This window comes from Streptomyces purpureus, assembly GCF_014648195.1.
Classification (GTDB): domain Bacteria; phylum Actinomycetota; class Actinomycetes; order Streptomycetales; family Streptomycetaceae; genus Streptomyces; species Streptomyces purpureus.
Map to the genome: position 1 here is coordinate 125,237 of NZ_BMQQ01000020.1, position 13,449 is coordinate 138,685.

Annotated in this window: 12 protein-coding genes; 7 read left to right on the forward strand and 5 right to left on the reverse strand. The window is 74.3% G+C overall.

What is annotated here, in order from left to right:
- Nucleotides 1–179: 179 nt before the first annotated feature.
- Genes IEZ01_RS23810 through IEZ01_RS23830 form a run of 5 tightly spaced genes read left to right on the forward strand, consistent with a single transcriptional unit; the run spans nt 180 to nt 5,892 of the window.
- Nucleotides 180–1,355, forward strand: coding sequence for a lipid II:glycine glycyltransferase FemX (locus IEZ01_RS23810; RefSeq protein ID WP_019886035.1), 1,176 nt, complete (start codon nt 180–182; stop codon nt 1,353–1,355).
- Nucleotides 1,352–3,010, forward strand: a complete 1,659-nt coding sequence (gene murJ, locus IEZ01_RS23815) for a murein biosynthesis integral membrane protein MurJ (RefSeq protein WP_189203676.1) — start codon at nt 1,352–1,354, stop codon at nt 3,008–3,010. The genes IEZ01_RS23810 and murJ overlap by 4 nt, the downstream gene beginning before the upstream one ends.
- 34 nt (nt 3,011–3,044) lie before the next feature.
- Nucleotides 3,045–3,728 (forward strand): response regulator, encoded by a 684-nt coding sequence (locus IEZ01_RS23820; protein ID WP_019886032.1) that lies wholly within the window; start codon nt 3,045–3,047, stop codon nt 3,726–3,728.
- Nucleotides 3,725–5,254 (forward strand): ATP-binding protein, encoded by a 1,530-nt coding sequence (locus IEZ01_RS23825; RefSeq protein ID WP_189203678.1) that lies wholly within the window; start codon nt 3,725–3,727, stop codon nt 5,252–5,254. Before IEZ01_RS23820 ends, IEZ01_RS23825 begins: the two co-directional genes overlap by 4 nt.
- Nucleotides 5,251–5,892: a hypothetical protein gene (locus IEZ01_RS23830; RefSeq protein WP_189203680.1), complete on the forward strand. Its 642-nt coding sequence runs from the start codon at nt 5,251–5,253 to the stop codon at nt 5,890–5,892. Before IEZ01_RS23825 ends, IEZ01_RS23830 begins: the two co-directional genes overlap by 4 nt.
- 38 nt (nt 5,893–5,930) lie before the next feature.
- Here the strand turns inward: IEZ01_RS23830 and IEZ01_RS23835 are convergent, their stop codons facing one another.
- Entirely contained in the window at nt 5,931–6,749 is an 819-nt protein-coding gene (locus IEZ01_RS23835) for a serine hydrolase domain-containing protein (RefSeq protein WP_189203682.1), read from the reverse strand.
- A 69-nt stretch (nt 6,750–6,818) separates the two neighbouring features.
- Here IEZ01_RS23835 and IEZ01_RS23840 point away from each other — a divergent pair, with 69 nt between their 5' ends.
- Nucleotides 6,819–7,268, forward strand: coding sequence for a MerR family transcriptional regulator (locus IEZ01_RS23840; protein WP_189203684.1), 450 nt, complete (start codon nt 6,819–6,821; stop codon nt 7,266–7,268).
- Nucleotides 7,268–8,293 (forward strand): aldo/keto reductase, encoded by a 1,026-nt coding sequence (locus tag IEZ01_RS23845; RefSeq protein WP_019886024.1) that lies wholly within the window; start codon nt 7,268–7,270, stop codon nt 8,291–8,293. The genes IEZ01_RS23840 and IEZ01_RS23845 overlap by 1 nt, the downstream gene beginning before the upstream one ends.
- A 15-nt stretch (nt 8,294–8,308) precedes the next feature.
- Here IEZ01_RS23845 and IEZ01_RS23850 read toward each other — a convergent pair whose 3' ends face one another.
- From IEZ01_RS23850 to IEZ01_RS23865, 4 genes are all read right to left on the reverse strand, one after another.
- Complete coding sequence (locus tag IEZ01_RS23850) at nt 8,309–9,499, reverse strand: acyltransferase family protein (protein WP_189203686.1); 1,191 nt, start codon at nt 9,497–9,499, stop codon at nt 8,309–8,311.
- The gene (locus IEZ01_RS23855; RefSeq protein WP_019886021.1) at nt 9,496–10,491 is read right to left on the reverse strand and encodes an alpha/beta hydrolase; all 996 of its coding nucleotides are present in this window, start codon (nt 10,489–10,491) and stop codon (nt 9,496–9,498) included. The genes IEZ01_RS23850 and IEZ01_RS23855 overlap by 4 nt, the downstream gene beginning before the upstream one ends.
- Nucleotides 10,492–11,242: 751 nt before the next feature.
- Nucleotides 11,243–11,926, reverse strand: coding sequence for a response regulator (locus tag IEZ01_RS23860; protein ID WP_019886020.1), 684 nt, complete (start codon nt 11,924–11,926; stop codon nt 11,243–11,245).
- Nucleotides 11,923–13,212, reverse strand: a complete 1,290-nt coding sequence (locus tag IEZ01_RS23865; RefSeq protein WP_189203688.1) for a sensor histidine kinase — start codon at nt 13,210–13,212, stop codon at nt 11,923–11,925. The genes IEZ01_RS23860 and IEZ01_RS23865 overlap by 4 nt, the downstream gene beginning before the upstream one ends.
- Nucleotides 13,213–13,449 lie beyond the last annotated feature (237 nt).

Genomic DNA, 13,449 nt, shown 5'->3' on the forward strand with positions numbered 1-13,449 from the left:
GGATGTCCGGACTCTAAGCCGCGCGCACCGCCTCCGGAGCGGCTCGCGGCCCATGTGACGGCGGCTGCCGAGAAACGGTCATCGTCCGGTCACATACGCCGCGCGGAGCGGTCACGGGCCGCTGTGAATCTCCTGTCTGCCCCCACCGGACGAGGGGGCGGAACACGGAGGCTCACGTTGTGTCAGCGCTGCTCGTGACGGCCGGCCAGGGTCAGGACACCCGGCTCGGCCCGCTCACCGCCGAGGCCTATCGCTCCTTTGTCGCCACCCGCGCCGCCACGCCCGGCGGGCCCAGCTTCCTGCAGTGCCCGTCCTGGGCCGAGGTCAAGGAAGGCTGGCGGCCGCACTTCATCGGCTGGGGACAGGGCGACGGGGAGCTGTCCGGGGCGGCGCTCGCCCTGCTGCGGCCGTTCCCCGGCACCCGTAAATTCTTCGCCTACCTCCCCGAAGGGCCCGTCGCCGACTGGTCCGACCCCGACATCGACGGCTGGCTCACCCCGCTGCTGCGCCACCTGCGGGCCGCCGGCGCCTTCGCCGTACGCATCGGGCCCTCGCCCGCCTACCGGCGCTGGAACGCCGCCCGCCTCAAGGCCCTCACCGGCAACGGCCGTCGCATCTCCGACGTCCTCGCCTGCGAGGTCGACCCGCTCGGCACCGCCGTCGCCGAACGGCTGCGGGCCCGCGGCTGGCGCCGCTGCGGCGGCGACGACAGCGGCGGCGACGCCGACGCCCAGCCCCGGCTCGTCTTCCAGGTACCGCTCGCCGGACGCACCACCGACGACCTGTGGGACGGCCTCAACCAGGAGTGGCGGCGCAACGTCCGCAAGGCCCGCAAGTCCGGCGTCGAGGTCGTCGTCGGCTCCGCCGCCGACCTGCCCGACTTCTACCGGCTGCTGCGGGTCACCGAGGAACGCGACGGCTTCCGCCTCGGCCGCTCCCTCGCCTATTACGAGCGGCAGTACCAGGTCCTCAACGCCGAGGAACCTGGCCGGATGAAGCTCTACCTGGCCCGCCACGGCGGCGAGACCCTCGCGGCCCACACGATGATCACGGTCGGCCGGCGGGTCTGGTACCAGACCGGCGCCTCCGCCGACCACCGCCGCGAGGTCCGCCCCTCCAACGCCCTGCAGTGGCGGATGATGCTCGACGCCCACGCGCTCGGCGCCGACGTGTACGACATGCGCGGGGTACCCTCCACTCTCGATCCGGACGACCGTGGGTTCGGGCTGATGCGGTGGAAGCTCGGCACCGGGGGACAGGTCGTCGAGACACTGGGGGAGTGGGAGACACCCATGGCGGGCACGACCAACCACACGCTGTACCGCGCCTTCCAGGCGTACATGGCCCGCCGATGAGCGGCGGCACCACCACCGGCACCACCCCCGAGGCCGCACCGGGGAAGGACACCACCCGCCAGGGCTCCGTACTGCGCAGCGGCGCCCTGATGGCCGCCGGGTCGCTGGTGTCCCGGGCCACCGGCTTCGTCCGCTCCGCGGTCGTCGCCGCGGCGCTCGGCATCGGCCTCACCGCCGACGGCTACGCGGTCGGCAACTCCGTCCCCACCATCGTCTACACCCTGCTCATCGGCGGCGCCCTCAACGCCGTGTTCGTGCCCGAACTGGTCAAGGCCGCCAAGGAACACGCCGACGGCGGCCGCGACTACACCGACCGGCTGCTCACCGCCTGCGTCCTCGCGCTGCTCACCCTCACCGCGGGCGCGGTGCTCGCCGCCCCCGCCCTCGTCGACGCGTACACCGACTACACCGGCGCGCAGGAGTCCATGACGGTCGCCTTCGCCCGCTACTGCCTGCCGCAGATCTTCTTCCTCGGCCTGTTCACCCTGCTCGGGCAGGTCCTCAACGCGCGAGGCCGGTTCGGCGCCATGATGTGGACCCCGGTCCTCAACAACGTCGTCGTCATCGCCGTCTTCGGGCTCTACCTGGCCACGAGCACCGGCGGCGCACTTACCCCCGGCGAGACCGCCCTCCTCGGCTGGGGCACCACCGCCGGCATCGCCGTGCAGGCCCTCGCCCTGCTGCCCGCGCTGCGCGCCGCCCGCTTCCGCTACCGGCCCCGCTTCGACTGGCGCGGCAGCGGCCTCGCCCACCCGCTGCGCTCGGCGGGCTGGCTGGTGCTGCTCGTGCTCAGCAACCAGGCCGCGTACTGGGTCGTCACCAAGCTCGCCACCGCCGCCGGACAGACCGCCGCGACCCAGGGCGTCGACGGCGGCGCCGGATTCAGCGCCTACAACAACGCCTACACCCTGTGGGCCGTCCCGCACGGCATCATCACGGTCTCCCTCGTCACCGCCCTCATGCCCCGGATGAGCGGCTCCGCCGCCGACGGCGACACCGCCGCCGTCCGCCGCGACGTCTCCTACGCGCTGCGCTCCGCCTCCGCCGCCGTCGTCCCCGCCGCCTGCGCCCTGTTCGCGCTCGCCGCACCCGTGATGGCGCTGGTCTTCCAGTACGGCAGGACCGACGCCGACGACATCGCCGCGATGGCCGGCATCCTCATGGCCTTCGCACCCGGCCTGATCGCCCTGTCCGGGCAGTACGTCCTCTCCCGCACCTTCTACGCGCTGCGCGACACCCGCACCCCGTTCCTGCTCAACCTGGTCATCGTCACCCTCAACGCGGGCCTCGCCACCGCCGCGTACGCCCTGCTCCCGGCCCGCTGGGCCGTCACCGGCATGGCCGCCGCCTACTCGCTCGCGCTGTGGGCGGGCTGGGCGGTCACCGCGCTCGTCCTCAGCCGCAGGCTCGGCAAGGCAGGAACCGGCGGCGGCAGCCTCGGCGCCCTCCTGCGGCTCCTGGCCGCCGCCGTACCCGCCACCGCGCTCGGTTACGCGGCCGTCGGCTGGACCCAGCCGGCCGGGCCGCTCGCCGCCACGGCCGCGGGCTCGGCGGCCATCCTCCTGGTCTTCGCCGCCCTGGCCCGGCCGCTGCGCCTCACCGAGCTCGACGCCCTGCTCGGCGGGGCCGTACGCCGCCTGCGCCGGACACGCTGACGACCCTCCACCGACACCTTGGGATACTCCACAGATGCCACGCGTGCTCCTCATCGAAGACGACCCCTCCGTACGGGAAGGCGTCGAACTCGGGCTGCGGCGCCGGGGGCACGAGGTACGGACCGCCGCCACCGGCGAGGCGGGCCTCGCCGCACTCGGTGAGTTCCGGCCCGATCTGCTCCTGCTCGACCTGATGCTCCCCGGCATGAACGGCGTGCAGGTGTGCCGCCGGGTCCGGGAGGACAGCCAGCTGCCGATCATCATGCTCACCGCCCGCGGCGACGACTTCGACGTCGTCGTCGGACTGGAGGCGGGCGCCGACGACTACATCGTCAAACCCGCCCGTACCGAAGTCATCGAGGCCCGCATCCGGGCCGTCCTGCGCCGGCTGGAGGCGCCCGGCAGCGGCCGCCCCGCCGTCGAGTTCCACGGCGAACTCGCCATCGACCGCACCGGCCTGACCGTCGCCAAGTCCGGCGAACGGATCGCGCTCGCCCCCTCCGAGCTCAAACTGCTGCTGCACCTGTCCGCCGCGCCCGAACAGGTCTTCAGCCGCCAGCAGCTCCTGGAGCACGTGTGGGAGCACAGCTACCACGGCGACGCGCGGCTCGTCGACGCCTGTGTACGGCGCCTGCGCCACAAGATCGAGGACGTGCCGGGCAGCCCCCGCTACATACAGACCCTGCGCGGCTTCGGCTACCGCTTCGGACCGCTGTGACCACTCCTGACGCCCAGGCCCCGCCCGCGGCGGGGCGGCGGAGGCGCAACACCACGGCCGGGGCGCGGCGCCGCCGTCTGACGCGGTACGGCCTGCGCACCCGCCTCGTCGTCGCCTTCCTGCTCGTCGCCGCCGTCAGCTGCGGCACCACCGCGGCCCTCACCTACCGCGCCGCCCGCAACGCCATCCTGGAGCAGACCCAGGACACCGCCGTCTCCCACTTCCGGGACCAGGTGCGCGGCATCGGCTACAGCCTGCCCGTGGACCGCGAGAACCTCCAGCAGTCCGTCCTGACGATCGCCCGTCAGGCCAAGCCCCACCCGTGGGTCGTCTTCGCCGAGTACGGCACCATGCGTATCTCCTCCGGCACCCGCCCCACCTCCACCGTCCTCACCCCCGAACTGCGCCGCACCGCCCTGGCCCGGCCGCACGGCAGCTTCCAGCGGGTCGTCTCCGGCGGCACCCCGTACCTCACCGTCGCCATCCCCACCACCTTCAAGATGGACGAAACCGGCGCCGGCGCCATCCGCCCCACCGGCCTCGTCTTCTTCGCGGTGATGCGCCTCGAGGACGAGGAGGCCGAGGTCAGGGCCATGGTCCTTGCCGCGCGTGACGGCGCCCTGCCCGCTCTTGCCGTCGCCCTCGTCCCCGCCCTGCTCGCCGCCCGCAGCGTGCTGCGGCCCGTCCGTGACGTCCAGCGCGCCGCCCGCCACATGGGCCAGGGCCACCTCGACACCCGTATCCAGGTCAAGGGCGGCGACGAACTCGCCGACCTCGCCCGGACCTTCAACGAGTCCGCCGCCCGGCTCGAACGCTCCGTCGAGGAGCTCCAGAGCGCCGAGGCCCGCGCCCGCCGCTTCGCCTCCGACGTCTCCCACGAACTGCGCACCCCGCTCGCCGGCATGCTCGCCGTCACCGAGGTCCTCGACGAGGACGCGGGCGGCCTCGACCCCGACACGGCCGCCGCCGTCCGCCTCATCAGTGCCGAGACCGGCAAACTCGCCGTACTCGTCGAGGACCTGATGGAGATCTCCCGTTTTGACGCCCGAGCCGCCGAACTCAACACCGACGAGGTCGACGTCGCCGAGACCATCCGCAGGACCCTGATCGCCCGGCACTGGACCGACCCCGAGCGGATCGTCACCCACCTCCCGGACGGCATCCGCGCCCGCCTCGACCCGCGCCGCTTCGACGTGGTCGTCGCCAACCTCGTCGGCAACGCGCTGCGCCACGGCCGCCCCCCGGTCACCGTCCGCCTCATCACCACAGGCGGCGCCCTCGTCGTGGAGGTGACCGACCGCGGCCCCGGCATCGACCCCGAGGTCCTGCCCCATGTCTTCGACCGCTTCTACAAGGCCGACCCGGCCCGCGGCCGCTCCGCCGGCAGCGGACTGGGGCTCGCCATCACCCTGGAGAACGTACGGCTGCACGGCGGCACGGTCCGGGCCGGGAACGGACCCGCCGGCGGCGCCGTCTTCGTCGTCGAGATACCGCTGAGGACGGGGGAGGGCGAGAGCACACCATGAGACGGCGTCACACCGCGCTGGCCGGAGCCGGCGCCCTGCTGCTCACCGCCACCCTCACCGCCTGCGGCATCCAGGGCAGCGATGTCATCGAGGCGGGCGGGGCGGCCACCATCGACGTCTCTCCGCAGCACCGGCAGCGGGTCCTGCTCTTCTTCGTCGGCCAGGACGGCAGGGTGCTGCCCGTGGCCCGCGCCCGGGAGAACCTCTTCGGCGACCCCCTCGGCCGGATCGAACACGACCAGCCCCCGCCCACCGACTGGCCGCGCGAGGACCCGGCGGCCGGCTGGGGCACCAGCGATCCCTGGACCGACCAGGACCTGCCCCGGCTCGGCACCGACAAGACCCTCGCCCTCCTGATGTACGGCCCGCGCAAGGCCGAACGGGCCGTCGGACTCGGCACCCGGCTGCCCGACCCGGACAAGCAGGCGTTCCAGGTCAGCCACCAGGAGGGGGCCACCGCCGAGCCCGGGGCACCACGGCGGGTGTGGATCCGGACGTCCCTGACGGTCACCGAGCTCGACTGGGCGGCCGTCCAGCAGATCGTCTGCACGGCCGTGTACGCCGAGGACCCGTCGGGCGAGGTGGAGGTCGTCCTGCGCGGCCCGGACGGCGAACGCGATCCGGCCCGCTGCGAATAGCCGAGCAGCCGAGTGGCGGAACAGCCCCCCGGCTTCCGTCAGGCGGCGCGCAGCTCGGCCAGGACCGCGTCGGTGAACGGCGGCCACGCCTCGACCGCCCACGGCCCGAACGCCCGGTCGCTCAGCGCGACGCACGCCGCGCGCGCGTCCGGGTCGATCCACAGGAACGTACCGGACTGGCCGAAGTGGCCGAACGTACGGGGGCTGGACGAACCACCCGTCCAGTGCGGCGACTTGCCGTCCCGGATCTCGAACCCCAGGCCCCAGTCGTTGGGCTTCTGGTGGCCGTAGCCGGGCAGGATCCCGGTCAGGCCCGGGTGGACGACCGTCATCGCCTCCAGGACCGTACGGGCGTCGAGCAGCCGCGGCGACTGCACCTCCGCCGCGAAGCGCACCAGGTCGTCGACCGTGGACACGCCGTCCTTGGCGGGCGAGCCCTCCAGCGTCGTGGACGTCATGCCCAGCGGCTCCAGCACCGCCTGGCGCAGGTACTCGGCGAACGGGATGTCCGTCGCCTTGGTGACATGGTCGGCCAGCGCGTCGAAACCGGCGTTGGAGTAGATCCGCCGGGTCCCGGGCGCGGCCATCACCTTCGGCTCGTCGAAGGCCAGACCAGAGGTGTGCGCGAGCAGATGACGGACCGTGGCGCCCTCGGGCCCGGCCGGCTCGTCGAGGTCGACCGCCCCCTCCTCGTACGCGACGAGAACCGCGTAGGCGGCGAGCGGTTTGGTCACCGACGCCAGCGGGAAACGCCGGCCGGTGGGGCCGTGCGTCCCGGCGACGGTGCCGTCCGCGCGGACGACGGCGGCGGCCGCGGTGGGGACCGGCCAGTTCTCGATCAACGCCAGGCTCTGCATGCGCCCGAGCCTACTTGCTCCCGGAAACGGCCTTGCTTCGAGTGCACTCCAAGGTCCTAGCGTGGGGGCATGACGGTGATCGAGAGCATTCCGCAGTCCCCGGCCACCACCGGCTGCGAGGGGCGGCCACCGGGGCACCCCCGCCCGCACGGCCAGGACCGCTACACGATCAGCGAGGTCGCCGCCTGGACCGGTCTGTCCGCGCACACCCTGCGCTGGTACGAGCGGATCGGGCTGATGCCGCACATCGACCGCTCGCACACCGGCCAGCGCCGCTTCACCAACCGGGACCTCGACTGGCTCGTCTTCGTGGGCAAGCTGCGGCTGACCGGGATGCCGGTCGCCGGCATGGTGCGGTACGCGGAGCTCGTGCGGCAGGGCGACCGCACCTTCGACGAGCGGCGCGCGCTCCTCGAGGCCACCCGCCGGGACGTCCTGTCCCGGGTCGCGGAGCTGACCGACGCGCTCGCCGTACTCGACTACAAGATCAACATGTATGCCGATGCGGAGACGACTTGATGCGTACGGAGAAGGCCGACCCGAAGATCGCCACGACCCGGCTGGGCGCCGACGGGCCCGAGATCGGAGTCCAGGGCTTCGGCGCCATGGGCATCAGCGAGTTCTACGGCGAGACCGACGAGGCCGCCGCCCGCGACACCCTCGACGCCGCCCTGGAGGCCGGGGTCACCCTCATCGACACCGCCGACATCTACGGGCGCGGCGCCAACGAGGAGTTCCTCGCGCCCTTCGTCGCCGCGCACCGCGACGAGATCACCCTGGCGACCAAGTTCGCCGTCGAGCGCACCGACGACCCGCACCACCGCGGCATACGCAACGACCCCGCCTACATCAGGCAGGCCGTCGAGCGGAGCCTGCGCCGCCTCGGCGCCGAGACCATCGACCTCTACTACATGCACCGCCGCGACCCGGCCGTACCCTTCGCCGAGTCGGTCGGCGCGATGGCCGAGCTCGTACGGGAGGGCAAGGTCAGACACCTCGGCCTCAGCGAGGTCACCGGGGCCGAGCTGCGCGAGGCGCACGCCGTGCACCCGATCGCCGCCCTCCAGTCCGAGTGGTCGCTCTTCTCCCGTGACGTGGAGCGCAGCGCGGTCGGCGCCGCGGCCGAGCTCGGGGTGGCCTTCGTGCCGTACTCGCCGCTCGGCCGGGGCTTCCTGACGGGCGCGTTCACCGACGCGACGAAGGAGCTGGCGGCGGGGGACTTCCGGGCGTTCCAGCCCCGTTTCGCCGGGGAGAACGCCGAGCGCAACGCGGCCCTCCTGGCCCCGGTCCGGCAGATCGCGGAGGCGCACGGCGCGACACCGGCCCAGATCGCCCTGGCCTGGGTCCAGCAGCGGGCCTCGGTCCACGGCCTGACGGTCGTCCCCATCCCGGGCACCCGCAAGCGCTCCCGGCTCCTGGAGAACGCGGCCGCGACCCGGATCACCCTCACCGACGCCGAACTCGCGCTCCTGGAGCCGATCGCCGGCCAGGTGGCGGGGGACAGGTACCCGGACATGTCGTTCACCTCCGTCACCCGCGAGTAGCCGCCGGAGATCCTCTCAGGCGAGGGCGAACACCGCGAAGCCGGCCGCCAGGACCCCCGCGGTCGCGCGCAGGGCCGTGCCGGTGTTCGCCCACGGCGATTCGAAACCACGGGCGTACCGGCCGATGAGGACGAGCAGGCCGGCGAAGAGCGGCAGCCAGGCCAGCCGCGCCAGGACCCAGCCCAGGGTGTCGGGGGCCGTCGTCAGGCCCGGGACCGCGCCGGCGAACGACGCCGGGATCGCGGCGGCCAGCATCGCCGTCTGGTGCCAGCACAGGATCGTCATCGCGGACAGGTTGATCACCACGACCGGTGCCCACAGGGCGGGCCAGCGCAGTGCCTTGGCGATCCGGTTCCGCAGCAGGATCGCGGCGCCGCTCTGCGCCGCGGCCAGCGCGAGGACCAGCAGCGACGGCGGGTGCGAATTGGTCCGGGCCTCGCCGGGGACACCGACCATCGAGGCGGGGTAGCCGAAGACGGCCGGCAGGGCCGCGAAGAGCACGGCGCCGCCGACGAGCAGCGCCCAGGCGTGCCGCCTGCCGAGCCTGCCCAGGCCCCAGGCAACACCCAGCTGGTAGGCGAACATCCAGCCAGGCAGGATGTTCACCACGCTCAGCCAGCCCGGCATCGCCTCGGCGTACGGCCCGTACCGCAGGAAGTCGACGACGGCGACCGTGCCGAGCAGCGGGGCCGCCGCCCAGGCGCCGAGCCGGTGCGCGGCCCGGACGCAGTACGGCGTGAGGGCGGTGACCACCGCGTACACGCCGACGAACCACAGCGGCTGGACGACCAGCGTCGACGCCGTCCGCAGCGTGTCGGCCGGGACGCCGAGGCCGTGGTGCAGCAGCGGCAGCAGCACGGCCCAGACGGCGGTGACCCCAAGGACGGGCCGCCCGAGCCGGGCGAGCCTGCTTTTGATCCAGGAACTGGCCGGGCCCGTGCGCCGGTTGTACGACAGCACCGACGCGTACCCGCCGACCAGGAAGAAGATGCCCAGCATCTGGAGCACCCAGCTGACCGGGGCGAAGCCGCCGAAGGCGGAGAGCGGGCTGGCGTTGTGGATCGCGCCGTCACCGGAGACCGTGAAGCCGCCGAGCAGCCAGTGACCGGTGGGGACCGCGAGCAGGGCGAGGGCGCGCAGCCCGTCGATGGCCCGGTCGCGGTGTGCGGGAGTGCGTGCCTCGATCTTCTCGATGACTGCTTTCACCTGGCTTCTCCCGTGGCGATGGCGGCGAAGGTACGCAGCGACTGGGTGCCGGGCGCGAAGTAGCCGTTGTGGCCGACGGCGTCGGAGGCGGGGACGACACGGGCGCCGAAGGCGGGGGAGGCGGGGTCGGTGCCGTGCCCGAGCCCGGCGAACCGCACGTTCGGCACCTTGGATATCCAGTCGGTCGGGTCCTTGGCGGCCCAGACCCGCGCGGAGGTGTGCAACTGGCGCGCGTTGTCGGCGCGCATACCGGGGGAGCCGAGGACCACAAGGTCCTTCGCCTTGAGCTGGGCGGCGGCGAGCCCGCAGACCACGGAGCCGTAGCTGTGGCAGAACAGCGACGGCGCGGGGGAGCCGGTCGCGGCCAGCCCGTCCGTGAACCGCGCCAGCCGCTCGGCGCCGGCCTCGGCGAGGTCGCCGGTGGCGGCGTCGAGGCCGACGCCGACGGGTGTGGTGTATCCGGCCCAGGCGATCACCGCGGTCCGCCCGCCGGTGGCCCGGCGCAGTGACGTGGCCTGGTCGAGGAGGGGCGCGCTGTGCCCGGCGTCGATGTCGGAGCCGGGAACGACGACGGCGACGTTCCGCGCGGCGGCCAGGTCCCCGTACACGACGGCGACCTGCCCCCGGCCGCGCGGGTCGAAGGCGAGGACCCGCTGCCCGGCGTACTGCCCGAACCGTCCGTCGGCGGCGAGGGCGCGGGCGTTGGCGGCGTAACGCAGGGCGACCGGGGCGCCGTCGAGGTTCCCCACGACCAGGGGGTACGTCTCGGCGAGCGCCTTCTGCCGTTCCCGGCTGAGCCCGCCGAAGTACGCGGCGACCCTCTCGGCGCTCATCCCCTCCGGCTCCGGCAGCCCGGCACCCCGCCAAGCCCCCACCCCGGGCGGCCCCCCGGTGACGGCCGCCTCCCCACCCCCACCGACCCACCCGACGGTCCCCCCGACCACCATGCCCACCAGCGCGCCCACGGCCAGGGTCCTCTTGTACCGCCGCATCTCGGGCTCCCTCTTCCTTCTCCGCCTCGTCGTTGACGGGAGGGAAGGTAAGGAGGGAGTGGGTGACGCCACGTCACACCGAGGAGCCAAGTCCTCAGTGCTACCTGGGTAGGGGAAGGGGGTGGGGCCAGCCCCCGGCTGGGGGTGGGGCCGGCCCTTGGATCCCCCCACCCCGCCCCTTCCCGAAACCCTGCGGCGCCTCTGCCGGGAGCGGGTTGGGGGGGCGGCCCCTGCCGGGGTGGGGTGCGGCAGCTTCGCGCCGCGACGGCGGGGCTCGCGGGGGCGGTGCTCCCCGGCCAGGGGTGGGGTGCGGCAGCTTCGCGCCGCGAGGCAGGCACCCCTCGTTGTGGGCAATCGTTCCGCCGGGCGGGGGCACCCGGACGGAGTCTGGGGGAGGGTGGGCACAACGCCCCGTTGGGCGGCGCCCCTTCGGTTCCGGCCCACTCCGACCGCCTGGTGCCCTGCACGGCAACGGCGCCCGGAACGCACGCGCCCCGCACGGCCGCGGCACCCGCGGACGGCACGCGCCGATCCCGCCCGCGCGGCTCCGCACGGCCGCGGCACCCGCGGACGGCACGCGCCGATCCCGCCCGCGCGGCTCCGCACGGCCGCGGCGCCCACGGACGGCACGCGCACCCCGGCCGCCCGCGCGGCTCCGCACGGCCGCGGCGCCCACGGACGGCACGCGCCGATCCCGCCCGCGCGGCCCCGCACGGCCGCGACGCCCAGACGGCGGGTCCGGACGAGGCCGTCAGTGGCCGCGCCCCGGTGTCACCACCCCCGCCTCGTAGGCGAAGATCACCGCCTGCGCCCTGTCCCGCAGGTCCAGCTTCGCCAACACCCGCCCGATGTGCGTCTTCACCGTCTGTTCCGCCAGGACCAGCCGCTCCGCGATCTCCTGGTTCGACAGGCCCCGCGCGATCAGCTCCAGGACCTCCGTCTCCCGCGGCGTCAGGCCGTTCAGCCGCAGCGCCGCCCGGTCCCCCCGCGGCGCCGGCCGCTGCGCCGCGAAGTCGGCGATCAGGCGGCGCGTCACCGACGGCGCGAGCAGCGCCTCGCCCGCCGCCACCACCCGTACCGCCGAGATCAGGTCCGCCGGCGGCGCGTCCTTCAGCAGGAAGCCCGACGCGCCCGCCCGCAGCGCCTCGTACACGTAGTCGTCCACGTCGAAGGTGGTCAGCATCAGCACCTTCGGCCGGTGCACGACCCCCACCGGCGGCGACAGAATCTCCCGCGCCGCCGCCAGCCCGTCCATCTCCGGCATCCGTACGTCCATCAGCACCACGTCCGGATGCGTCGAACGCGCCACGTCCACGCCCTGCCGCCCGTCCGGCGCCTCGCCCACCACGTCGATGTCGGCCTGCGCCGACAGCAGCGCGGCGAACCCCGCCCGCACCATGGCCTGGTCGTCGACGATGATCACGCGGATGGTCACGAGCCGTCCTCCGTACGCAGCGGGAGCCGGGCCGCGACCCGGAAGCCGCCGTCCGGCAGCGGCCCGGTGTCCAGCGTGCCGCCGGTCAACCGTACGCGCTCCCGCATCCCGACCAGTCCGTGCCCGGTGCCGGACGTCTCCAGCGGCGAACCCGCCTCCTCCGGCGCGCCGTTGACGACCAGCACCGTCAGCCACTCCCCGTGCGCCGTGACCGACACCCGCGTCGGCGCGCCCGGCGCGTGGCGCACCACATTGGCGAGCGCCTCCTGCACGATCCGGTACGCGGACAGGTCCACGGCCTGCGGTACGTCCCCCAGCTCGGCCGGCATCGACAGCTGGGCCGGCACCCCCGCCCGTACCGTCGCCTCCACCAGCTGCTGCACCCGCGACAGGCCCGGCTGCGGGGCCCGTTCGCCCTCCGAGCCGTCGCTGCGGAGCACGGCGAGCAGCCGCCGCATCTCGGTGAGGGACTCCCGGGCGCTCGCCGCGATCGAGGAGAACTCCTCCCGGGCCGCCTCCGGCAGCTCGGGGATGCGGTACGGCGCCGAGTCCGCCTGGACGGTGATCACCGACATGTGGTGGGCGACCACGTCGTGCAGCTCGCGGGCGATCCGGGTGCGCTCCTCCAGGAGGGTGCGCCGGGACCGTTCCGCCTCGCTGATGGTGGCCTGCTCGACGAGGCGGCGTTCGGCGTCGCCGCGCTCACGCAGCGCGCCGGAGAGCAGCAGGACGACACCGCCGAGGACGAACAGCAGCAGCGCGATGCCGTCGCTGCGTTCGGCGGATACCAGCTCGAAGACCAGCCCGGCCGCGCCGGTCACCAGCCAGACGCCGACCAGCGTGCGGCGGGGCTCGCGGAGCCCGAGCGCGATCAGCAGGGCGAGATAGCCGACGACGATCATCGGGGTCCACGGCCAGGAGCGCCCGGCGACCCCGTCCGCGCCGAGGAGCGCCACCGCGCCGAGCACATCGGCGGCGAACACGATCCACCAGGCCTGCAGGGGCCGGGAGACGGCCAGTAGCAGCGGCGCGGTCTGCGCGGTGGCGAGGGCACCCGCGAGGGCGCCGTTGACCTGGTAGTCGTTGACGAGCACGGTGACGGTGACCGGCAGCAGCGAACTGACGAAGGCCAGCGCGACGACGTACGGCAGCAGCCGCAGCCAGCGCGACGACGCGTGCGCGAGCAGCGGTGCGCCGGGCCGGCTGGGCGTCGCGAGGGCGGTGGCGGCTCCGACGAGCGACCGGATGAGACGGGCCGGGGCCGGGGTGGGGGTGTGGGTACTCATGGCCCGTTCAGCCTAGGCAGCCGTGGCGGGGGGAGGCGTCATACCGGGGTGTGGGCCACGGGGTCGTACCTCGGTATGACCCGACCCCGCGGGGCACCGGATCCTGGGCCCGCGTCGCACGGGCCGCGTGGTGCCCGCCCGCCGCCCGCCCGCCGGACCAGCCGCTGCTGTACCGCGTCGCACGGGCCGCGTGGTGCCCGCCCGCCGCCCGCCCGCCGGACCGGCCGCTGCTGTACC

Bases quoted from the DNA above. Each gene is read 5' to 3' on its own strand.
- murJ (WP_189203676.1), top strand. From the start codon at position 1,352: ATGAGCGGCGGCACCACCACCGGCACCACCCCCGAGGCCGCACCGGGG.
- IEZ01_RS23820 (WP_019886032.1), top strand. From the start codon at position 3,045: ATGCCACGCGTGCTCCTCATCGAAGACGACCCCTCCGTACGGGAAGGC.
- IEZ01_RS23830 (WP_189203680.1), top strand. From the start codon at position 5,251: ATGAGACGGCGTCACACCGCGCTGGCCGGAGCCGGCGCCCTGCTGCTC.
- IEZ01_RS23835 (WP_189203682.1), bottom strand. From the start codon at position 6,749: ATGCAGAGCCTGGCGTTGATCGAGAACTGGCCGGTCCCCACCGCGGCC.
- IEZ01_RS23840 (WP_189203684.1), top strand. From the start codon at position 6,819: ATGACGGTGATCGAGAGCATTCCGCAGTCCCCGGCCACCACCGGCTGC.
- IEZ01_RS23845 (WP_019886024.1), top strand. From the start codon at position 7,268: ATGCGTACGGAGAAGGCCGACCCGAAGATCGCCACGACCCGGCTGGGC.
- IEZ01_RS23855 (WP_019886021.1), bottom strand. From the start codon at position 10,491: ATGCGGCGGTACAAGAGGACCCTGGCCGTGGGCGCGCTGGTGGGCATG.
- IEZ01_RS23865 (WP_189203688.1), bottom strand. From the start codon at position 13,212: ATGAGTACCCACACCCCCACCCCGGCCCCGGCCCGTCTCATCCGGTCG.